Source organism: Agrococcus sp. ProA11 (genome assembly GCF_039880525.1).
Lineage (GTDB): Bacteria > Actinomycetota > Actinomycetes > Actinomycetales > Microbacteriaceae > Agrococcus > Agrococcus chionoecetis.
Genome location: NZ_CP156989.1, coordinates 2294331 through 2316986, shown reverse-complemented (window position 1 = coordinate 2316986; position 22656 = coordinate 2294331). Strand labels below are relative to the sequence as shown.

Annotated in this window: 18 protein-coding genes; all 18 read left to right on the top strand. The window is 70.4% G+C overall.

The features are described from left to right. The first annotated feature begins 25 nt into the window (after nucleotides 1–25). Nucleotides 26–1006: a MoxR family ATPase gene (locus ABG090_RS11140; RefSeq protein WP_347754559.1), complete on the top strand. Its 981-nt coding sequence runs from the start codon at nucleotides 26–28 to the stop codon at nucleotides 1004–1006. Next, the gene (locus ABG090_RS11135; RefSeq protein ID WP_347754557.1) at nucleotides 1003–2373 is read left to right on the top strand and encodes a DUF58 domain-containing protein; all 1371 of its coding nucleotides are present in this window, start codon (nucleotides 1003–1005) and stop codon (nucleotides 2371–2373) included. Before ABG090_RS11140 ends, ABG090_RS11135 begins: the two co-directional genes overlap by 4 nt. After that, entirely contained in the window at nucleotides 2370–4676 is a 2307-nt protein-coding gene (locus tag ABG090_RS11130; protein ID WP_347754556.1) for a transglutaminase-like domain-containing protein, read from the top strand. Before ABG090_RS11135 ends, ABG090_RS11130 begins: the two co-directional genes overlap by 4 nt. Continuing rightward, nucleotides 4673–6256, top strand: coding sequence for an RDD family protein (locus ABG090_RS11125; protein ID WP_347754555.1), 1584 nt, complete (start codon nucleotides 4673–4675; stop codon nucleotides 6254–6256). Before ABG090_RS11130 ends, ABG090_RS11125 begins: the two co-directional genes overlap by 4 nt. Next, nucleotides 6253–7080: a protein phosphatase 2C domain-containing protein gene (locus ABG090_RS11120; RefSeq protein WP_347754553.1), complete on the top strand. Its 828-nt coding sequence runs from the start codon at nucleotides 6253–6255 to the stop codon at nucleotides 7078–7080. Before ABG090_RS11125 ends, ABG090_RS11120 begins: the two co-directional genes overlap by 4 nt. Further along, entirely contained in the window at nucleotides 7077–8294 is a 1218-nt protein-coding gene (locus tag ABG090_RS11115; RefSeq protein ID WP_347754552.1) for an FHA domain-containing protein, read from the top strand. The genes ABG090_RS11120 and ABG090_RS11115 overlap by 4 nt, the downstream gene beginning before the upstream one ends. Further along, on the top strand, nucleotides 8291–9802 hold the full coding sequence (locus tag ABG090_RS11110) for a serine/threonine-protein kinase (protein ID WP_347754551.1): 1512 nt from the start codon (nucleotides 8291–8293) through the stop codon (nucleotides 9800–9802). Before ABG090_RS11115 ends, ABG090_RS11110 begins: the two co-directional genes overlap by 4 nt. Then, on the top strand, nucleotides 9795–10526 hold the full coding sequence (locus tag ABG090_RS11105; RefSeq protein ID WP_347754550.1) for a hypothetical protein: 732 nt from the start codon (nucleotides 9795–9797) through the stop codon (nucleotides 10524–10526). Before ABG090_RS11110 ends, ABG090_RS11105 begins: the two co-directional genes overlap by 8 nt. Before the next feature lie 14 nt (nucleotides 10527–10540). Then, entirely contained in the window at nucleotides 10541–15085 is a 4545-nt protein-coding gene (locus ABG090_RS11100; protein ID WP_347754549.1) for an FtsK/SpoIIIE domain-containing protein, read from the top strand. A 93-nt stretch (nucleotides 15086–15178) separates the two neighbouring features. Further along, a complete protein-coding gene (locus ABG090_RS11095; protein WP_347754548.1) occupies nucleotides 15179–15466 on the top strand; it encodes a WXG100 family type VII secretion target in 288 nt (95 codons plus the stop codon). A 158-nt stretch (nucleotides 15467–15624) separates the two neighbouring features. After that, nucleotides 15625–15936, top strand: coding sequence for a hypothetical protein (locus ABG090_RS11090; protein ID WP_347754546.1), 312 nt, complete (start codon nucleotides 15625–15627; stop codon nucleotides 15934–15936). Nucleotides 15937–15971: 35 nt separating this feature from the next. Beyond that, a complete protein-coding gene (locus ABG090_RS11085) occupies nucleotides 15972–17222 on the top strand; it encodes a hypothetical protein (protein WP_347754544.1) in 1251 nt (416 codons plus the stop codon). Nucleotides 17223–17249: 27 nt separating this feature from the next. Continuing rightward, a complete protein-coding gene (locus ABG090_RS11080) occupies nucleotides 17250–17912 on the top strand; it encodes a hypothetical protein (protein WP_347754543.1) in 663 nt (220 codons plus the stop codon). Then, the gene (locus tag ABG090_RS11075; protein WP_347754542.1) at nucleotides 17912–18577 is read left to right on the top strand and encodes a hypothetical protein; all 666 of its coding nucleotides are present in this window, start codon (nucleotides 17912–17914) and stop codon (nucleotides 18575–18577) included. The genes ABG090_RS11080 and ABG090_RS11075 overlap by 1 nt, the downstream gene beginning before the upstream one ends. Next, nucleotides 18574–19296 (top strand): hypothetical protein, encoded by a 723-nt coding sequence (locus ABG090_RS11070; protein ID WP_347754540.1) that lies wholly within the window; start codon nucleotides 18574–18576, stop codon nucleotides 19294–19296. Before ABG090_RS11075 ends, ABG090_RS11070 begins: the two co-directional genes overlap by 4 nt. Nucleotides 19297–19545: 249 nt before the next feature. After that, a complete protein-coding gene (gene rpsL, locus ABG090_RS11065; RefSeq protein WP_047561483.1) occupies nucleotides 19546–19920 on the top strand; it encodes a 30S ribosomal protein S12 in 375 nt (124 codons plus the stop codon). Further along, the gene (rpsG, locus tag ABG090_RS11060; protein ID WP_347754538.1) at nucleotides 19920–20390 is read left to right on the top strand and encodes a 30S ribosomal protein S7; all 471 of its coding nucleotides are present in this window, start codon (nucleotides 19920–19922) and stop codon (nucleotides 20388–20390) included. The genes rpsL and rpsG overlap by 1 nt, the downstream gene beginning before the upstream one ends. 73 nt (nucleotides 20391–20463) lie before the next feature. Next, entirely contained in the window at nucleotides 20464–22578 is a 2115-nt protein-coding gene (fusA, locus tag ABG090_RS11055; RefSeq protein ID WP_347754537.1) for an elongation factor G, read from the top strand. The last annotated feature ends 78 nt before the right edge of the window (nucleotides 22579–22656 follow it).

The following is a 22656-nucleotide window of genomic DNA, read 5'->3' as shown; positions in this document are numbered from 1 at the left end:
CCATCCCCTTCCGAGAGGACCGACGATGAGCGCATCCATGACCCGTGAGCAGGCGGACTGGTTCGCCCAGACCTTCACCCGCCTGGTCGACAACGTCGGCACCGTCGTGCTCGGCAAGGACGACGTCATCCGGCTCGCGTTCACCGCGATGCTCTCGGAGGGGCACCTGCTGCTCGAGGATGCGCCCGGCACCGGCAAGACGCAGCTCGCGAAGTCGATGGCGGCGACCGTGCAGGGCACCAACCACCGCATCCAGTTCACGCCCGACCTGCTGCCCTCCGACGTCACGGGCGTCACGGTCTACGACCAGAAGACCCAGACCTTCGAGTTCCACAAGGGGCCCATCTTCGCCTCCATCGTGCTCGCCGACGAGATCAACCGTGCGAGCCCGAAGACGCAATCGGCGCTGCTCGAGGTGATGGAGGAGGGCCGCGTGACCGTCGACGGCACGGCGTACGAGGTCGGGCGCCCGTTCATGGTCATCGCGACCCAGAATCCCATCGAGCAGGCCGGCACCTACCGGCTGCCGGAGGCGCAGCTCGACCGCTTCCTGATGAAGACGTCGATCGGCTACCCGGGTCGCGAGCAGACGGTGCGGATCCTCGCGGGTGCCTCGATCCGCAACGCCTCCGCCAGCGTGCAGCCGGTGATCACCACCGGCGCCATCGCAGAAATGATCGACCTCGCCGCGACCGTCCACGTCGACGAGTCGGTGCTCGACTACGTCGCCCGGCTCTCGGAGCACACGCGCGAGTCGAAGGACACGCGTCTGGGCGTCTCGGTGCGCGGAGCCATGGCGCTCATGCGCGCCGTCAAGGTGTGGGCAGCGGCAAAGGGTCGCGCGTTCGTGCTGCCCGACGACGTCAAGGAGCTCGCGCAGTTCGTCTGGGCCCACCGCATCGTGCTCGACCCGGAGGCGGAGTTCTCCGGCGTCACCGGCGACCGCATCATCGACCGAGCGATCGCCGATGTCGCTGCGCCGCAGGACCGGCAGCGCGCTGCATGACGACGGCGCCCGCGCGGGCGACGTCGACTCCCGCCCCTGATCCCGAGCCCGCGACCGCGACGACGACCGCATCCGGCAGCACCCGGCTGCGCAGCGCCGTGCAGCGCGAGCGCCCGCCGCTGCGGCGCGCGCTCGACGCGGCGGTCGGGGAGGAGTCGGTCACGAGCGCCTGGGCGGCGGCGTCGGCTGCGTGGCTGCGTCGTGTCGTCTGGCCGGTGCTCGAACCGATCACGGGCTTCGGCTGGGCGGTGCTGATCGGCACGGTCGCCGCGCTCGGCGGCGGCATCGCGCTGGGGTGGAAGGAGCTCATCGTGATCGGCCTCGTGGGCGCGCTGCTGCTGATCGCCGGCATCGCGTTCGTGGTCGGGCGCAACCGCTACCGCATCGAGCTCGACCTCGCCTACACCCGCGTGGTGGTGGGGGAGCGCGCGCTCGGGCGCATCGAGATCCACGCCGCCTCGCAGAAGCCGCTGCTGCCGGCCACCATCGAGGTGCCCGTCGGCACGGCGCTCGCCTCGTTCCACCTGCCGCGCATGCAGCCGGGCGACGTGCACGAGGACGTCTTCGCGATCCCCACCAGCCGGCGCACCATCCTGCAGGTGGGGCCCGTGCGGTCGGTGCGCGGCGACCCCGTCGGCCTGCTGCGCCGGCAGGTGAAGTGGACCGATCCGGTCGAGCTGTACGTGCACCCCAAGACCGTGCAGCTGGACGAGAGCGCCCCGGGGCTCATCCGCGACCTCGAGGGCATCACGACGCGCGACCTGACCAACAGCGACATCGCCTTCCACGCGCTGCGCGACTACGTCGCCGGCGACGACCGTCGCTACATCCACTGGAAGTCGTCGGCGCGCACCGGCACGCTGATGGTGCGCCAGTTCGAGCAGACCCGGCGCAGCGTGCTGGCGCTCGGGCTGTCGACCTCGCCGGAGGACTACGGCGACCCGGCAGAGTTCGAGACCGCGATCTCGATCCTCGGATCGCTGGGCGTGCAGGCGGTGCGCGACGAGATGGATGTCGTCGTGCAGACCTCGCGGCGCACGCTGCCGGCCTCGACCGGCAAGCGGCTGCTCGATGCGCTCTCCGGCGTCGAGTGGTCGCCCCGCGACGATCGACTGCTCGACCTCGCCGCGACGATCGCGCGCGAGCACGCGGGGGCCTCCGTCATCATGCTGCACGCGGGCGCGGGGGTGGAGCCGACGCTCGTGCGGCGCGCGCGCACGCTGCTGCCGTCGCAGGCGCGCGTGATCGTGTTCACGGTGGGCAAGGGCGCCAAGCCGCGGCTGCAGCCCATGGGCGACACCATGCTCGCCACCGTCGGCAGCGTGAGCGACCTGCCGCGCGTGATGCGGGGGGTGGCGCTGCAGTGACCGAGACGCCCTTGCTGCCCCGCACGCCGACGCAGGCGCTCGTCGACGGCGCCGCGATCTTCGCGCTCGGCCTCGCGGCGACGCTCTCGTTCGGTCCGGTCTTCGGCGGCACCGCCTACCTGGTCGCCGGGCTCGGCGGCACCCTGCTCGGCATCGCCGTCGGCGTCGTCACCTCGCTGCGCCCGCTGCGTGGCTGGCTGCTCACGGTCGCCGGGGTGGTGCTGGCGCTCGTGCTGTTCGGGCCGGCGCTCGCGGTGCCGCGCAAGACCATCGGCGGCATCCTCCCGACGCTCGACGCGTGGCGCGAGCTGCTGCTGGGCGTGGTCTTCTCGTGGAAGGGGCTGCTGACGGCCGAGCCGCCCGCAGAGGGCTTCCCGAGCCTGCTCGTCGTGCCGTTCCTGACGCTGCTGGTGTGCTCGACCGTCGCCACCGTGCTGGCGCTGCGGCTGCGCCGCGGAGCCCCGTTCGCGATGATCCCGGGCGTCGCCGCGCTGCTGGTCGGCATCAGCTTCGGGACCAAGATCGCCTTCCTGCCCGCGGTGCTCGGCATCGTGGTCGCGGGCGTGGTCGTCGCGTGGTCGGCGTGGCGGCGCGCGACGTGGCGGACCGCGCTCAACGACGAGGTCGAGGTCACCAACGACGGCCGTCAGCGTGGACGCGCGCGACGGCGGCGTACGCGGGGCGCCGTGGGCATGGTCGCGGCCGCGCTGCTGGTGGCGGGCCTGCTGAGCATCCCCGTGCAGCCGAGCAGCCGGGCGGTGCTCCGCGACACGGTGCAGCCGCCCATCGAGCTCGCCGAGTACCCGAGTCCGCTCGCCGGCTTCCGCAACTGGCACAAGAGCTTCGAGGACTCCACGCTCATGACCGTCAGCGGCATGCCTGCGGGCGGTCGTCTGCGGCTCGCGACCTTCGACTACTACGACGGCACCGTCTTCGCGGTGGCCGGGGCGCAGCAGGCCTCCGGCTCCGGATCGTTCGCCCGCATCGGCGACGAGGTGCTCGTGCAGCAGTCGGGCACGCCGGCGACCGTGCGGGTGCAGCTGCAGGACTATGCGGGCATCTGGGTGCCGGAGGTGGGCTACATCCAGTCGCTGCGCTTCGAGGGGCCGCGGGACGACGCGCTGCAGCGCTCGCTCCACTACAACGGCCAGACGGGCACCGCCATCACGCTCGAGGGCCTCGGCGCCGGGGACTCGTACACGCTCGAGGCGATCGTGCCGAAGCAGCCGGAGCACGAGGAGCTCGACGGGTCGAGGATCTCCGAGGTGCAGGTGCCGGATCCCGCTGTCGTGCCCGACCTGCTGCAGGCGTGGGTCGCCACGAGGGGCAACGAGGGGCAGGACCGACTCGAGAACATCCAGAACATGCAGCGGCTGCTGCAGAACGGCAGCTTCAGCCACGGCCTCGAGGACGACACGATCCCCTCGCTCGCCGGCCATGGAGCCTCGCGCATCCAGGCGATGTTCGAGCGCGACGTGCTGGTCGGCGACGACGAGCAGTACGCGACCGCCTTCGCGCTCGCGCTGCACCGCATTAACGTGCCCGCGCGCGTGGTCATGGGCCTCTACCCGAGAGACGGCTTCACCGGCAGCGCCGACCCGGTCGAGCTCACCGGTGGTGACATGCACGCGTGGGTGGAGGTGCCGTTCGAGGGCCACGGATGGGTGCGATTCGACCCGACGCCGCCGGAGGACAACGACGACATCCAGCCGGAGCCCGAGCCCGAGCCGGACCCCAAGCCGCAGGTGCTGCAGCCGCCGCAGCCGCCGGAGGAGCCGGCCGACATGTCGCCGGACACGGTGGCGGACGAGGGTCAGCAGGACGACGAGGAGCTCGAGGACACCTCCTGGGTCGTCTGGCTGTGGCTGGGTGGCTCGGTGCTGCTGCTCCTGCTGCTGCTCGCCTCGCCGTTCCTCGTGGTCGGCGCGCTCAAGGCGGCGCGGTGGCGCCGGCGGGCGCGCGCCGAGCGGGAGAGCGATCGGCTGGCCGGCGGCTGGCACGAAGTGGTCGATCACGCGGTCGACCTGGGGCTGCCGGTGCCCGCCGGTGTCACCCGCCGAGAGGTCGCCGGTCTGGTCGAGGATCGCTACCCTCGATCGAGAGCGACCGAGATCGGCGAATTCGTCGACGAAGGCGTCTTCGGCCCCGGCGAACCCGCCAGGGACGAGGTCGACGCGTTCTGGCTCGACGTGGAGCGGAGCGTGCAGGGGATGCGCGCAGAGGCGAAGCTCAGCACGCGGCTGCGGAGCAGGCTGTCGCTGCGATCGTTCTCGCGACGGAGGAAGGAGCGCAGGCGCCGATGATCTGGGAGATCCAGGACGACCGGAAGGTCATCGAGGGCCTCGATGAGGATGGCCGGCCCGACCCCGCGTACGCCGCTGCGCTCGGGCTCCGGCCCGCGCCGCTGGGACGCCGGGCGGTCGCGTCTCTCATCGAGTTCGCGGTCTACGCCCTCCTGCAGCTGCCGTACTGGCTGGTCGCGCTGCCGAGCTTGCTGAAGGTCGCCACCGGTGCCATCGCGCCGGCCGGTCTCGTGAGCCATCCGAACTTCGTGTGGATGGTCGTGGCCACCGCGGTCTCCACCGTGCTGTCGATCGCTTTCGTGATCGTGCAGCTCGTGCTGCACGGGCGGAGAGGCGTGACGTTGGGCAAGGCCTTCACGGGCATCCGCTCCGTCAACGTCGCGACGCTCGCCCAGCCGCGCTTCGGCAGGGCGCTGCTGCGCGCGACCGTGCTGTACGCGAGCTTCCTGGTGCCGCTCATCGGTCCGCTGCTCGTGTTCCTGTCACCGCTGTTCGACAGCGAGAGGCGCGGCCGCGGCTGGCTCGACAAGGTCGGCGCGACCTGGTTCGTCGACACGAAACTGGGGCTCGATCCGTACCACGAGAAGCGGATGCGCATCGCGCGGAAGACCGTGAACGCGGAGCCCGAGGCCGCGCGCTCCGAGTTGCCGTCGCTCGCCACCCCCGCCGATCGCACGGGCCACGCCTATCGCCCCGGCGCGCGCACGAGCGCGGGCGTCGTCGGCGTCGCGCGCCCCGAGGCGCAGGGTCGGGAGCCCGTGGGGCTCGCGGGCCGGCCACCGGTCGAGCCGTCGCCGCACACCACACCAGGAACGGCGACGGGCGCCGCGCGAGCGGGGGGCTATCGACCCGGCGAGCTGAGCGGTCGTGCCGCAGCTCCCGGGCAGTCGCGCGAGCAGCGCGCACCGGGGGTCGAGCGCACACCGGCCGCGTCGATCGGCGGGATCGTCGACAGCGTGCCCGGCAGGGAGTCGGCGCGCGAGCAGCCGCCGGCTGCGCCGTCGGCGACAACGCCGCAGTCCGCGCCTCCGACCGCGCCGCAGCCGGCACCCCAGCGGGCACCCCAGCGGGCACCGCAGCCGGCCCGTGGCGCGGTGCCGTTCAGCGAGGACACGATCCTGGAGCTCGACGTCGACAGCGGTGCGGGCGACGACATCGACGACAGCACCGTGCGCCGCGTCGATGCGGTCGACCACGATGACGACCTGGATGCCACTCGCGCGCGACCGCGTGCACGCGCCACCGTCGCAACGCTCGCGTTCGACAGCGGCGACCGCTGCTCGATCACGGGCTCCGCGCTCATCGGTCGCAACCCGGCGGCCGCCGCCGGCGAGATCGTCGAGCGCTTGCTGCCGGTGGTCGACGAGACGCGCTCGATCTCGAAGACGCACCTGCTCATCACTGCCGACCCGCTTGCCGCCGTCGACCGAGCGTCGACCAACGGCTCGACCGTCGTGCGCGCGGGCGTCGAGCACGTCCTCGCACCGGGCCAGGCCTTCGCGCTCGCCGCCGGTGACGTGGTGCGATTCGGCGACCGCGCGGTCACGATCGAGCCCGGCAGCGGGGGAGGTGCGCCGTGAGCGCCGTCGGCGAGTTCCGATACAGCCATCCCTCCATCTCGCTCCGTTGGGCTGGAGCCACGCACCCCGGCCTGCGTCGGACGGTGAACGAGGACTCGGTGTTCGCGTCGTTCCCCGTCTTCGTGGTGGCGGACGGCATGGGCGGTCACGCCGCCGGTGACGTCGCGAGCACGCTCGCGGTGGAGGCGTTCCGCAGTCTGCGCGGCCGTACGCTCGCCGATGTCGCGCGCGTCGAATCGGCGCTGGAGCGCGCCTTCGACTCCATGCGCGAGCACGCTCGGGCCGCGCAGCTCGGCGGTTCGACGCTCTCGGGCGCGGTGCTCGTCGATGTCGGCGGCATCGCCCACTGGCTGATCCTCAATATCGGTGACTCCCGCACGTACCTGTATGAGCGCGGCGAGCTGCAGCAGGTCACCGTCGATCACTCGATGGTGCAGGAGCTGGTCGAGGCCGGCGCGCTGCGCAGCAGCGATGCGCGCACGCACCCGCACCGCAACGTGATCACGCGGGCGCTCGGCGCGGGGCGGCGACAGAGCGCCGACGTGTGGCTCCGCCCGGCGGAGCGGGGGCAGCGCATGCTCGTGTGCTCCGACGGCCTGACGGGCGAGGTGGAGGATGGCGAGATCGCCGAGATCCTCGATGACGTCTCCTCGCCGGCGCCCGCGGCGGCGCTGCTGCTCCGTCGTGCGCTCGACGCGGGTGCCCCCGACAACGTCTCCGTCGTGGTCGTGGACGTGGATGCGGTGGAGCTCGCCGACGAGGACCTCTTCGACACCCACGCGCAGAAGCTCGACGACACGCTCCCGAGGGAGGCGCGGCCATGAGTGCTCCTGCGCAGCGAGCGCACATCGACTACGCGCCCGGCGAGGCCTGGTGCGTCGCAGCGGGCCGAGTTGTGCTCGTGTGCGAGCGCGACCTCGAGCCGGGCTCTGCGGCAGCGCTGCACGCCGCGAGCGCCTCGGTCGACACGCTCGACGCGCTGCGCTCGCTGCTGGACTCGGAGCCCAGCGCGCTCACAGGGCTCGTCGACCTCGACGATCGCCGCGCGATGCTGCGACGTCATGGCGTGCCGGCGACGGCGGGCGACGCCCAGCTCGACGACCGCTTCGGTGCCGAGTGGTCGCTCGACGAGATCGACGCGACCGCGCCAGTGGAGGCCGGCGACCTGGGCGCGCTCGCGACCCGCACGCTGCCGCTCGACGGCGGTGTCGTCCGAGTGTCGGCCGTGCGGGTGCATCCGCGGACCGCGACGTTCCGGCAGACCCTGCCGCCCGCCGCACCGACCGAGGCGGTCGTCGCCCCGCCGGCGGCGAGCCCGCTCGATCGCGGTCTGATCGATTCCGTGCCGGGTTTCATCAAGCCGGCCGTCGATCTGCACGGCTCGACGACGGCCGCGCCGCCTGCGGCAGCACCGGTCGCGCCCGCACTGCCGTCTGCGCCCGCCGTGCCGTCTGCTCCGGCTGCAGATGCCGCAGCAGGCGAGACGGGCGACCACGACGGCATGACCATCACCGCAGCCGAGGCGCGACGGCTGCAGGAGGAGCGCGAGCGACGCCAGGAGGCGGCGCCTGCGACCGGACCACTCGTGCTCTCCGCACTCTGCCCCGACGGCCACGTCAACGCCCCCGGCAGCGTGCGGTGCACGCTCTGCGGAGCACCGGTCGACGAGCGGACCGCGGCGCAGCGGGCTCGCCCCGAGGTGGCGGTGGCGGTGCTGCCCTCCGGCGAGCGCGTCCCGCTCGGTCGCGGTGTCGTGATCGGGCGCCGCCCGCGCTCGCGCCGCGTCGAGTCCGGTCGAGTGCCGAGGCTGGCGACCGTCGACAGCCCGAGCGAGGATGTATCGCGCAGCCATGTCGAGCTGCGTGTCGAGGACTGGAACCTCGTCGCCATCGATCTCAGCTCGACGAACGGCACGCTGCTGCTGCGCGAAGGCGCGGCGCCGCAGCGACTCCGCCCTGAGGCCGCCACGATCCTGCAGCTCGGCGATCGGCTCGACCTGGGAGACGCGCAGATCATCACCGTCGAGGCGGCACCGTGAGCCCCAAGCGCGCGCCCTCCGCGCCACCCCAGCTGCCCGGCTACGACTACCTCTCGCTGCTCGGCTCCGGCGGCTTCGCCGACGTGTTCCTCTACCAGCAGCTCCTGCCGTCGCGGCAGGTCGCGGTGAAGGTGCTGCTGCCGGATGCCGTGAACCGCGAGCTGCTCGAGAACTTCCGGCACGAGGCCAACGTCATGGCCCAGCTCTCGACCCACCCGTCGATCGTGACGATCTACGGGGCGGCGGTCGCGCCCGACGGCCGCCCGTACCTCGAGATGGAGTACTGCCCCCGGCCGAACCTCGGCGTGCGCTACCGACGCGAGCGCTTCTCCGTGCCGGAGGTGCTCACGCTCGGGGTGCAGATCGCCGGGGCCATCGAGACAGCGCACCGCGCGGGTATCCTGCACCGCGACGTCAAGCCCGCGAACATCCTCGTCACCGCCTACAACCGACCGGCGCTCACCGACTTCGGCATCGCCACCAGCGCCGGGGGTGCCGACGACACGAGCGGGATGTCGATCCCGTGGTCGCCGCCGGAGGCGTTCCTCGAGCGTCCGGCCTCGAGCCCGGCGTCCGACGTCTTCTCGCTCGCGGCGACGCTGTTCACGCTGCTGGCGGGCAGGACGCCGTTCGAGCTGCCGGGCGGCAGCAACACGAGCGTCGACCTCATCGACCGCATCCAGCGCGGCGACATCGCGCCGCTGGCACGCCACGACGTGCCGCAGCGGCTGGAGGCGGTGCTCGCTTCCGCGATGGACCCGGAGCCCTCGCGCCGCCATCGGTCCGCCATGGCGTTCGGTCGCGCGCTGCAGCAGGTCGAGGCCGAGATGGCACTGCCCGTCACTCCCCTCGACGTGCTCGACGACTCGCTCGACGCCGAGGAGGTCGACGAGGAGGACGGCGGCGCGACGCGCATCCGCGGGGTGGTCTCGATCGACCCGCATGCGGGCGACGTCGCCCCCTCGCATCCCAGCAGCATGGCGGGCGCGCGGCCGTCGCCCGGCGCGCTCACGGATGCCACGATCCGTCGTGCCCCGACCGAGGCGCGCGCAGCACCGGCGTCCGCTCCGGCCGCACCGGACGCGCCGCCGATCCGCTCGAAGCGCGCATCGCTGGTCGCCGTGCTCGGCAGCGCAGTGGTCGCGGCGCTCGGCATCGGCATCGTGTGGCTCGCGCTGACGGCGGGCAACCAGCCGCCGCCGCAGGCGAACCCCTCGCAGTCGGTCGCGCCACCGGCAGCGCCGCAGCGGCCCAGCGCGCCGATCAACGTCGCCGGCACCGTCGACGGCGAGACCGTCACGTTCACCTGGACGAATGCCCAGCCGCAGCCGGGAGACACGTTCCAGTATCGGTATGAGCGCAGCGACGCGGATCCGATCACCGCGCATGTGTCGACCGAGTCGGTCACGCTCGAGCGCGACAGCGACGGCGAGTCGTGCATCCTGGTGCGTCTCGTGCGCGAGGACGGACGATCGTCGAACGACACGGAGGGGTGCGGCATTGGCTGAGCAGCATGCAGAGCTGAAGCTCGAATTCGCGGGGGAGTGGTTCACGCTCGAACCCGTGAAGCCGTTCGTCATCGGCCGGGAGGGTGACCTGACGGTCGACGACAACCAGTACCTGCATCGGCAGTTCCTGGAGCTGCGCAATCAGGACGGCCTCTGGTGGCTCTCGAACCTCGGGTCGCGGCTCTCGGCCACCGTCTCCTCCGGGGGCGGCGCGGTGCAGTCGTGGCTGTCGCCCGGGGCTAGGCTGCCGATCGTCTTCTCCGAGTGCTCGATCGTCTTCACCGCAGGGCCCACCACCTACGAGATCGGCGTCCACTCGGATGACGCGGCGTTCGCCATGTCGACCGAGCACCGGCGCCGCTCGTCCGGCGAGACCACCGTGATGCCGGTGGCGCTGACGCAGCTGCAGAAGCTGCTCATCGTCGCGCTCGCCGAGCCGATGCTCCGCCGCGACGGCGTCGGCATGAGCGAGCTGCCCTCCAGCGCGGCGGCGGCCGAGCGGCTCGGCTGGACCATGAGTCGCTTCAATCGCAAGCTCGACAACGTCTGCGACAAGCTCGACCGGATGGGCGTGCAGGGCCTGCGGGGCGGGATCGGCAAGCTCGCCAGCAACCGTCGCGCGCGGCTGGTCGAGTACGCCGTGTCGTCGCAGCTCGTGGCGCGCGCCGACCTGGAGATGCTCGACGACCCGGCGCTGCGCGATGCAGACGACAACCAGGACTGACGGGGAACGCACGCATGAAGGTCAAGCTCACGCTCCACCGGCCGACGGCCGAACCCACCGACGTGGTGATCACGGCGGATTCGACCGCGACGGTCGAAGACGTCGCGCGGCAGGTCGCGCTCGCTGATCCCAGCAGGAGCGTCGTCCTCGGCGAGCACGACACGCTGACGCTCGCGGTCGCCCCACCCACCGACCAGCAACTGGTCGAGCTGCAACCCGATGTGCTCGTCGCCGAGGCGCCGCTCGGATCGGGCTTCCACGCGCAGGTCGTGAACCTGGGAGCGCATCCGCGTCGCTTCGGCGCGACACCGGGCACGACGCCGGAGGCGATCGCCGTGCTGCGCGCGGTCGACGGCGCGATGCGCGGCCAGGAGTTCCAGCTCGCTCGTGGGCATTGGCGGATCGGCAGGGACGCGAGCAACGACATCGTGCTCGATGACCCGCTCGTGTCGAAGCGGCATGCGCGCATCGAGGTCGGTGCCCACATCGAGCTCGTCGACCTCGGCTCGTCGAACGGCATCCTGGTCGACGGCCAGCACGCGACCCGCTTCACCGTCATCCCCGGTCAGCCCTTCACCATCGGCGACTCGGACTTCGTCGTGCATCTCGTGAGCGCCTTCGACAGCTCAGGCGAGGATCCGGTGCTCGAGCGCGGTGGCGCCCTGATGTTCAATCGCAGCCCGCGCGTCGAGCCACGATACCCGGGCGAGGCGCTGAAGGCGCCACGGATCCCGAAGGAGATCAGCGACAAGCTGTTCCCCTGGCCGATGCTGATGACGCCGATCCTCATGGCGGCTGCCCTCTACGCGCTGACCAACCGGGTGCGCTCGATCCTGATCGCGTTCATGACCCCGCTGATGTTCCTCGGCAACTTCATCAACCAGCGCCGCCAGTCGGGCCAGCGGCAGCAGGTGGAGATCCAGGTCTTCGAGAAGCAGTACGAGGCGCTCGAGGAGCGCTTCTACCGCGAGCAGCCGGTCGAGGTCCGCATCCGCAACCAGGAGGCTCCGCCGGTCGCCGAGGTCTTCGAGCATGCGATGCGACTCGGGCCCATGCTCTGGACGCGCAGGCCGGAGCACTGGAACTTCCTCGCGCTTCGCCTGGGCAGCTGCCGCGATGATTCTCGTCTGACGATTCGCGAGCCCTCCGAAGACGAGGGCAGCGGCCTCCCGGAGTACCTGGATCGCGTCGACCGCCTGCGCGAGCGCATGCGCGAGGTCGACGACGTGCCCGTGTTCGAGTCGCTGTCGACCGCCGGCTCGATCGGCATCGCCGGCCCCAAGAGCCTGGCCGCTGACGCCCTGCGCGGCATCGCCGTGCAGCTGTTCGGCCTGCACGCACCGAATGAGGTGGTCGGGGTGTCGATCTGCGATCCCGAGTGGACCGAGGAGCTCGACTGGCTCAAGTGGCTCCCACACACCACGAGCGCGACCAGCCCGTTCGCGGCGCTGCCGCTCGCCGACTCGGCGCCGGCGGGTGCCGCGCTGCTGAACGCGCTCGAAGCGCACGTCATGCGCCGCGAGATGGCCCCACAGCCGCGCGGACCGATGGCCGATCACTGGACGCCGATGGATTTCGGCACCGACGTGGAGCGGGCGGCGGGCATCACGCAGTCGAAGCATCAGACTTCTGTCGTCATCATCGTGACGAACGATGCGCCCGTCGACCGCCCGCGCCTGACCCAGATCCTGGAGCGCGGTGCGGATGTCGGCGTGCACGCGATCTTCGTGGCGCCCACAGTCGAGTCGCTCCCTGCCGCCTGCCGCAGCTTCGTCGACGTCACCGACGGGCTGGCGGCCGCCAGGGCGGGATCGGTTCGCGCCGGCGAGGCGAAGGAGTCGGTGACCGTCGAGGGGGTCTCGCTCGACTACATGCGGATGTTCGCGAAGCGCCTCGCGCCCGTGGTCGACTCGAGCATCGTCATCACCGACAGCTCCGACATCCCCGGCTCGGTCACGCTCCTCTCGCTCATCGGTGATGAGGTGGCGGAGGACCCGGGCGCGGTGATCGACCGCTGGCGACAGAACTCCACGATCCTCGACCGATCGGGCGCGCAGCTGCCGCGCCTCAAGCGCGCCGGCACGCTGCGGGCGGTGATCGGGCAGGGATCGAGTGACGTCATGACGCTCGACCTGCGCACGCAGGGGCCGCACGCGCTGGTGGGAGGCACGACGGGAGCGGGAAAGTCGGAGTTCCTGCAGGCATGGGTCCTCGGCATGGCCGCGGCCCACAGCCCGGACCGCGTGACGTTCCTGTTCGTCGACTACAAGGGCGGATCCGCCTTCGCCGACTGCGTCGAGCTGCCGCACTGCGTTGGCCTCGTCACCGACCTCAGCCCGCACCTGGTGCGTCGCGCGCTCACCAGCCTGAAGGCCGAGCTGCACCACCGCGAGCACCTGTTCAACCGCAAGAAGGCCAAGGATCTGTTGGAGCTCGAGAAGCGGCAGGACCCTGAGACGCCGCCAGCGCTCGTGCTCGTCATCGACGAGTTCGCGGCGCTCGCGAAGGAGGTGCCGGAGTTCGTCGACGGCGTCGTCGACATCGCGCAGCGAGGGCGCTCGCTCGGCATCCACCTCATCATGGCGACGCAGCGGCCAGCGGGCGTCATCAAGGACAACCTGCGCGCCAACACCAACCTGCGCGTGGCGCTCCGGATGGCGGATGAGTCCGATTCGAAGGACGTCGTCGACGACCCGGTCGCGGCATCGTTCGACCCGCGCCTTCCGGGTCGTGGCATCGCGAAGACGGGGCCCGGCCGCCTCGTGCCGTTCCAGTCGGCGTACGCCGGCGGTTGGTCGAGCCAGGAGGAGGTCGTCGCCGCGGAGGTGCGAGTGGCCGAGCTGCGCTTCGGCTCCACCCCCGACTGGGAGGTCGAGCGCGTCGCGGAGTCGGACTCGCATGACGAGGACCTCGGCCCCAACGATCAGAAGCGCATCGTCCGGACGCTCATCGCGGCGGCCGACGAGGCAGCCATCCCGGCGCCGCGGCGCCCCTGGTTGGACGACCTGCCGACGTCGATCGACCTGCGCTCCCAGTGGATCGAAGGCGACGGCAGGGTGCTCCTCGGCCTCTCCGACATCCCGGAGCGGCAGCAGCAGCTGCCGGCCTACTTCGAGCCCGACAAGGATGGCTCGATGCTGGTCTTCGGCGCCTCCGGCGCAGGCAAGTCGGCGCTGTTGAAGACGATCGGCACCGTCGCGGGGATGCGGCCCGAGCTCGGACGCGCTGAGGTCTACGGGCTCGACTTCGGCTCCGGCTCGCTGCGCTCGATCGAGCGACTGCCCCACGTCGGATCGGTCATCGAGGGCGATGACGTCGAGCGCGTCCAACGACTGCTGCGCTCCATCGACCGCGAGCTCGACCGCAGGGCTCGGGCGTTCGCAGCGGCGGACGCGTCGAGCCTGGGAGAGTTCCGCGCCATCGCCGAGCCGGACGCGACCAGGATCTTCGTCCTGGTCGACAACTTCCCCGAGTTCCGCAAGGACTGGGAGATCCAGACGAGTCGCTCGCCGTACTACCGGATGTTCATGCGGATCATCGGCGAGGGGCGCAACCTGGGTGTCCACGCCGTCATCGCCGCGGATCGACCCGGCTCGCTCTCCAGCAACGTGACCGCCAACATCTCGCGCCGCGTTGTCCTGCGCCTGGCGGACCCGAACGGCTACCTGTACCTGGGCGTCGACCGCGACGTGCTCGACGACACCTCCGCGGCTGGTCGTGCCATCTATGACGGTGCCGAGACGCAGCTGGCCATCATCGGCGGCACGGCGAACGCCGCGGAGCAGGCCGCACTGCTCGACGAGCTCAGTGGCGCGCTGCGCGCGCACGGCGCCCCGGAGGTCGAGGAGATCGGCGCGCTGCCGACCCTGGTCCCGCAGTCCGAGATGCCTGCGGCGATCGACGGCATGCCGGTGTTCGGTGTCGCGGAGGACACCCTCGCTCCGCGGCCCTTCGAGCCGCTGGGCACCTTCACCGTCGTGGGCCCGCCGCAATCCGGGCGCACGAGCACGCTGCGCGCTCTCGTGCGAGCGATGGAGCGCTTCGACCCCGACGTGAAGCTCTTCCACTTCGGGGGACGGCGCGCGGAGCTGGCTGACTTCCGTCCCTGGATCCGCAGCGCGGTGCGTCCCGACGACGTCGATGCGCTCGCGAAGGAGCTCGTCGAGCTCGTCGTCGACGAGTCCGTGCCCGGCAGGATCGCAATCGTCGTCGAGGATGTCGCGCAGCTGAACGATGGCCCGTCCGAGCGCGCGGTGCGTGCGCTGATGGCGGCCGTGAACAACAGCGATCACGTGCTCTTCGGCGAGGCGGACATCGCGCGTGCCGGAAGCAGCAGTGGCGCGCTGGGGGAGTGGAAGGCCGGCAGGCAGGGCATCGCGCTCCAGCCGGACTCCTATGACGGCGACAGCATCTTCAAGGTGCCGTTCCCGCGCGTCAAGCGCTCGGAGTTCCCGGTGGGCCGCGGCATCTTCGTGCAGCACGGCCGGTCGGTGGCGATGCAGATGCCGCTGACGCGCGAGGAAGCGCCGGTGTCGCTGGACGCGGGCAGCCATGGGTAGGTCTCCCCATTGAACTCCCAGCGTGGGGATCCTAGGTTGATCGCAGATGGTCCGGACCGGGGCCACGACTCCTCCTGAGAAAGGCGATCACCGATGAGTGACTTCGGCGCAACGTATGACGAGATGGAGACCACGGCCTCCCACCTCGACACCGGCAAGACGGACATCGACGACCTGCTGACCAAGCTGCAGGGCTACGTCGACGAGCTCGTCGAGGACGGCTTCAAGACCGAGAAGGCGTCTGGCAAGTACCGCGACGGCTACCAGGACCTGACCGACGGCCTCAAGGAGGCTGCCCAGGGCGTCGAGGACATGGCGCAGGCGCTGCGCGACATGTCGCAGGCCATCAAGGACACCGACACGGCGCTCGCCGGCGGCTGAGCCGGTCCATGCCAGAAGGGGGCCGCAGCCGCGGCCCCCTTCTGGCATCGCCGCTGTCGGCGCTCGATGGGGAGGTCTCCCCATCGACCCGACCGCTCTGCACCGCCTAGATTCGCACCAGCGGCACCCGCGCCGCCGACCGACCCGAGGAGACACTGATGAACGATGTGCTCATCAAGTACGAGGACCTGGAGACGCTCGTCAAGCAGCTCGACAGCATCATCAGCGAGTTCGAGAACTCCGGGGACCGCTCCAGCCAGATCCGCGACGCGGTCGGCTACCCCTTCATGCGCACCGAGCTCACCGACAAGGCGAGTGAGGCGGAGTCGCGCTGGAGCTACAAGCGCGGCAAGCTCACCGAATCGCTCATCGGCATTCGCGATCACGGCCAGGGCGTCTACGAGGCCTTCAAGGAGTTCGACGATGACGCCGCGACCAAGTTCGAGGCCGGCGAACAGCCGCCGGCCTGACACCCACCATCACTGAACCGCCGAAGGACGAGGGCATGAGCAACTGGCCGTACACGCCGAGATCGCGGCAGATCGTGGAGTTCCAGCAGGACGGCGGAGAGATCGTCGACGTCGCCAAGGAGATCACTGACCTGGCGGAGTACATGACGAGCGCCGCGGGAATCATGGAGAGCCTCGCCAACGGCAGCGACGGACAGCAGGGCCAGGCTGTCGACAAGCTGCGCGACAAGGTGGGCGACGCCCACGTGCAGCTCAGCCTGGCTGCCAAGCTGTACATGCCGATCGGTGACGCGCTGATGGCCTACGGCACCGAGGTGGACGGCACCATCAACGCGCAGATCAACACGCGCCACGAGAGCGCCCAGGAGAAGTGGACGACCTACGCCAGCCTTCCGGGCGACCGGGAGGGCAGGACCTACTTCCTCGGGATCGGCGAGCCCGAGGCCGGCTCTCCGGAGGCGGAGCAGCACGAGGCGGAGGACGCCGCGAAGCGCCAGGCGTGGAACGACTGGATCGATGCCGCCGAGTCCTACGACGCGGCCTACGACACCTGGGAGTCGGCATGGAACAGTGCCGTCGACAGGCTCGACGACGGGTTCAGCGACGACCTCAAGGACTCGCGCTGGGAGAAGTTCAAGGAGGGGCTCGGCGACGTGCTCGAGGTGCTGAAGTGGGCCGGCCTCGTGGTCGGCATCCTCGCACTCGTCATCGGCGGGCCGATTCTGGCCGCGATCGCCGCCGCGATCGCCGTGATTGCGCTCATCGGCACGCTCATCCTCGCGTTCGCTGGCGATCGGAGCTGGGGCGATGTCTCGTGGGCGGTGGTGGACGTCGTGCCGGTCGGCAAGCTCGGCAAGCTCTTCCAGGCGGGCGAGAAGATGAAGTTCGTCAAGGAGATGGGCAAGAACTTCCGCCCATCCACCTACTCCGACGGCATCAGCGCGCTCAAGAAGTTCCCGACGGAGGGCTGGGGCAAGGGTGCCTCGCGCGGCCTGCTCGATGGCACCACCGGTCTCCTGACCGGCAAGAACAGTGCCGGCTGGAAGGCGATGTGGAACGACAACATGGACATCTCGGCGTGGCGCGAGGCCGCGAACCCGGGCCTCATGGACCGCGTCGGCGAGCGGATGATCCGCTTCGGCGGCACGATGTACGAGGGAGCGTTCACGTTCACCAACAACGTCTTCAAGGTGCAGGACTGGGGCACCACCATCTCGAACGGCATGACGGGTCAGGACGACACGAGCTGGCGCAAGAGCAACCCCGTCCTGCGCGTCATCTTCTGATCGATGGGCGCTGCTAGGGTCGCCGGCGTGACGGCAACGACCAGCGGCGTGTTCGCCGCGACGACGACCGAGGATGGTTGGCTCCGGATCCCGGAGCTGCCGGAGGCACAGCGGGACGCCTGGGTCGCAGAGGTGGTGCGTGAGCTCCGCCTCGCGTGGGGCGATGCCTGGGACGATCGCGCCGAGTTGATGGTGCCCGCCATGCTCTCCGACACGATCGGCGCCCGCCCCGACGCACACGTGGTCTTCGAGGTCTGGCCGTTCGCTGCTCCGGCGCGCGCTCGAGTGCAGATCTCGATGCTGGATGCAGCCTCCGTGCCCGACCTGCAGGCGCTCGGCTTCAGCCTCGTGCCCTATGACGGCGCTGCGATGGGTCCCGGGCTCATGCTCGTGCGCCAGCGCACCCAGACTGCGGAGGACGGCGAAGGCATCAGGCTCGTCGACTGGGGTGTGCTGTTCAACGACGGCGCGCGCGCCGTCCTGGTCCAGGTCGACACGTTGCCGCTGTTCTTCCTCCAGCGCATCCTCCCCGGGCTCCACGGTCTCGTGGTCGCCCTCGAGGCGACGCTGCCCGGTGGCGGCGCATTCAGATCGGCCCCGACCGTGCACGCACTGGACGACCCGGATGGTGCGTGGTCGGCGCTGCGGCTGCTCGCCGAGGGCCTCTCGGGCGACGACGAGGCCCGCTGATGGCGCGCGAGAGCGAGACGGCCACGCCGCAGGGCGCCACCATCGAGCGCGTGTCCCTGCGCGAGGAGCTGGGCGCCATGCCGATGCCGAGCTTCGAGCTCGCGCTTCCGACCGGCTGGGGGCGGATCGCGACTGATGAGGGCGGCCAAGCGGACCTCGAGCGACGCGTCAGCGAGCGGATGATGCGCACGGGGCGGCCCGACCTGATGGCCGGGCTGCGCGCGGTGCTGCGCGAGAGCATGACCTCGATGCGCGACCACGGCGCTGTCGCGGTCTTCCTGCCGCTCGATCCCGACGGAGCCGGCCAGACGGGTACCCCGACCTCCATCACCGCGTTCCTGCGCACCGGCACACCCGAGGCGCCGCTCGACGAGTACGTGCAGCAGGCCATCCGGCGATTCGAGGCGCAGCCGTTCTTCGACGACCTCCGCACGCTTCGGTTCGAGACCGAGTCGAGCCGCGACCTCGATGGAGTCACTGCCATCATCTCGACGACGCACTACATCACGCCGGTGCCAGGCACGCGGCGCCAGCGCGCGCTCGAACTGCTGGCCACCTACGGTCGACCCGAATCGATGCCGCGGGACGATGAGCGGGTCGAGCTGCTGCACGCCATGTTCGACTTGTGCGCGTCGACGCTGCGCTGGACCAGGGAGGGCGCATGAGCGAGCGTACGAGCGCCGCGGTCCGGCAGGCCCGCGAGGACGACTTCAGCGACGGGCTGCGGCTCGGCTCGCTCGAGATGCAGCAGGCGGTCGATGCACCGGGCGTGCGGATGGGCGGCGCGGGCGCCACGCTCCTGACCCTCGTGACCGGCATCGCGCTGATCGCGCCGCTCGGCGGCCTGCTCGCGCCGCTCGGCGGCTCGGGCGCCGATGTGTTCTCCGGCACCGGCCGGCTCGCGCCTGATCAGGAGCGGCTCATCGTGCTCGCCTGCTTCTGGCTCGCTGCCGTCGGGCAGGTGTGGAGCCTCATCAGCTGGTGGCGGCTCGACCGTCCCAGAAGCGGTTCCGCCGTCGCTGCCGCTGCTCTCGCAGCGGCGGCGTCCACGGCTGCAGCGCTCTGGCACCTGGCTCGCACGCCCGAGCCCACGGCGCTGCTGCTGCCCATCGTGCTGACCGGACTGCTCGGCCTCGTCGGCCTCGTCGCTCGGCTCGCGCTCTCGCGGGCCGAGACCACCGCCGACGTGCGTCGACGCCTCGTCGCCGAGCAGCTGCGTGCGCTGCCGAGCGAGCAGCAGCATGCCCTGCTTGCCGAGCGGCGCGAGATCCTCGCTGCCCTGCAGCAGCGCGGGCTGGTCGACGACGACCTCGCGCAGCGCGCCGCCGCCGCGCCGATCGGCGAGTGGTGGCGGATCGACCGCGATGACAGCGCGCGGGCGTGACACGCAGCGCTTGACCGCACATGGGGCATGGCCCTATTCTTGATCTCGTGTGCGCACGAGCGCGCCTTGCGTCATGCGCGAGGGGCGTGCGAGTTCACTCGGGCCACGGACCCACGTCCGGGACCCCCACGGCATACCCACCACTCGTCACCGAGACGCGCGCGAGCGTGCACGGTGGGTTCCCGATGGAGCCGGCTCAGCCGGTACACCACATCGAAGCGCTGTCACCGTGCAGCAGGAAGAAGCAACGTGCCCACTATTCAGCAGCTGGTCCGCAAGGGCCGGACGCCGAAGGTCTCGAAGACCAAGGCGCCCGCCCTGAAGGCGAACCCCCAGCAGCGCGGCGTCTGCACCCGCGTCTACACCACCACGCCCAAGAAGCCGAACTCCGCGCTCCGCAAGGTCGCTCGCGTGAAGCTCTCGAACGGCACCGAGGTCACCGCCTACATCCCCGGTGAGGGCCACAACCTCCAGGAGCACTCGATGGTGCTCGTCCGCGGCGGTCGTGTGAAGGACCTCCCCGGTGTGCGCTACAAGATCGTCCGAGGCGCGCTCGACACCCAGGCCGTGAAGAACCGCAAGCAGGCTCGCAGCCGCTACGGCGCGAAGATGGAGAAGAAGTAATGCCTCGCAAGGGACCCGCACCCAAGCGCCCCGTCGTTGCTGACCCCGTCTACGGCGCACCGATCGTCTCGCAGCTCGTCAACAAGATCCTCCTGGACGGCAAGAAGGGCCTCGCAGAGCGCATCGTCTACGGCGCGCTCGCCGGCGTCGGCACCAAGTCCGGCGAGGACGCGGTCGTCGTGCTCAAGAAGGCGCTCGACAACATCCGCCCGACCCTCGAGGTCAAGTCGCGCCGCGTCGGTGGCTCCACCTACCAGGTGCCCGTCGAGGTCAAGCCGCACCGTGCGAACACGCTCGCGCTGCGCTGGCTCGTCTCCTACGCCAAGGCGCGTCGCGAGAAGAGCATGACCGAGCGCCTCCAGAACGAGATCCTCGACGCTTCGAACGGCCTCGGCGCCGCGGTGAAGCGCCGCGAGGACACGCACAAGATGGCCGAGTCCAACAAGGCCTTCGCGCACTACCGCTGGTGATCCGTTGCGGGCCGCCGACCGGCGGCCCGCAACCCACCACACTTTTCGCTCATCCACTCATCGGAGGAACCCTGTGGCACAGGACGTGCTCACCGACCTGAACAAGGTCCGCAACATCGGCATCATGGCCCACATCGATGCCGGCAAGACCACGACGACCGAGCGCATCCTGTTCTACACGGGCGTCAACCACAAGATGGGCGAGACGCACGACGGCGGCGCGACCACCGACTGGATGGAGCAGGAGCAGGAGCGCGGCATCACGATCACGTCTGCCGCCGTGACCTGCTTCTGGGACAAGCACCAGATCAACATCATCGACACCCCCGGCCACGTCGACTTCACGGTCGAGGTCGAGCGCTCCCTGCGCGTGCTCGACGGTGCGGTTGCCGTCTTCGACGGCAAGGAGGGCGTCGAGCCCCAGTCCGAGACCGTCTGGCGCCAGGCCGACAAGTACGACGTGCCGCGCATCTGCTTCGTCAACAAGATGGACAAGCTGGGCGCCGACTTCTACTTCACGGTCGACACCATCATCAACCGCCTCGGCGCTCGTCCGCTGGTGCTCCAGCTGCCGATCGGTGAGGAGAGCTCCTTCGAGGGCATCGTCGACCTGGTCGAGATGAACGCGAAGACCTGGCGAGGCGACTCCAAGGGTGACGTGAAGATGGGCGCCGAATACGCCATCGAGGAGATCCCGGCCGACCTCAAGGAGAAGGCCGACGAGTACCGCACGGCCCTCATCGAGACCGTCGCCGAGACCGACGACGCGCTGATGGAGAAGTTCTTCGAGGGCGAGGAGATCTCGGTCGCCGAGATCAAGGCCGCCATCCGCAAGATGACCGTCAACTCGGAGATCTACCCCGTGCTCTGCGGTTCCGCGTTCAAGAACCGCGGCGTCCAGCCGATGCTCGACGCGGTCGTCGACTACCTCCCGAACCCGCTCGACGTGCCCGCCATCCCGGGCCGCGACGTGCGCGACGAGGAGGTCGTCATCGAGCGTCACGCCGACCGTGACGAGCCCTTCGCGGCGCTCGCCTTCAAGGTCGCCGTGCACCCGTTCTTCGGTCGCCTCACCTACGTGCGCGTCTACTCGGGCCACGTCGACTCCGGTGCCCAGGTCGTGAACTCGACCAAGGGCAAGAAGGAGCGCATCGGCAAGATCTTCCAGATGCACGCCAACAAGGAGAACCCGGTCGAGTCGATGTCCGCCGGCCACATCTACGCGGTGATCGGCCTCAAGGACACGACGACGGGCGACACGCTCAGCGACCCGGCCAACCAGGTCGTGCTCGAGTCGATGACGTTCCCCGAGCCCGTCATCGAGGTCGCCATCGAGCCGAAGACGAAGGCTGACCAGGAGAAGCTCTCCATCGCCATCCAGAAGCTCGCCGAGGAGGACCCGACCTTCCGCACCGAGAACAACCCGGAGACCGGTCAGACGGTCATCAAGGGCATGGGCGAGCTGCACCTCGACATCCTCGTCGACCGCATGAAGCGCGAGTTCAACGTCGAGGCGAACGTCGGCAAGCCCCAGGTCGCGTACCGCGAGACCATCAAGGGCACCATCGAGAAGTACGACTACACCCACAAGAAGCAGACCGGTGGATCCGGTCAGTTCGCGAAGGTGCAGATCAAGCTCGAGCCGATGGAGGTCACCACCGAGGTCACCTACGAGTTCGTGAACGCCGTCACCGGCGGTCGCGTGCCCCGTGAGTACATCCCCTCGGTCGACGCCGGCATGCAGGATGCAATGCAGGTCGGCGTGCTCGCCGGCTACCCGACGGTCGGCGTCAAGGCGACGCTGCTCGACGGCGCGGCGCACGACGTCGACTCCTCGGAGATGGCGTTCAAGATCGCCGGCTCCATGGCCTACAAGGAAGCTGCCCGCAAGGCGCAGCCGATCCTGCTCGAGCCGCTCATGGCCGTCGAGGTGCGCACGCCCGAGGAGTACATGGGCGACGTCATCGGCGACCTGAACTCGCGTCGCGGGCAGATCCAGTCGATGGAGGAAGCACAGGGCGTGAAGGTCATCAAGGCCGACGTCCCGCTGTCCGAGATGTTCGGCTACGTCGGCGACCTGCGGTCGAAGACCTCCGGCCGTGCCGTGTACTCGATGGAGTTCTCGAGCTACGCCGAGGTCCCCAGGGCCGTCTCGGACGAGATCGTCCAGAAGAGCAAGGGCGAGTGAGCCCGTCGGGGCGGCCGAGTTGGCGCCCCGACGGCCACCGTCATAGGCTTCGGTTTTCTCTGCATCCGTCGCCGAAGT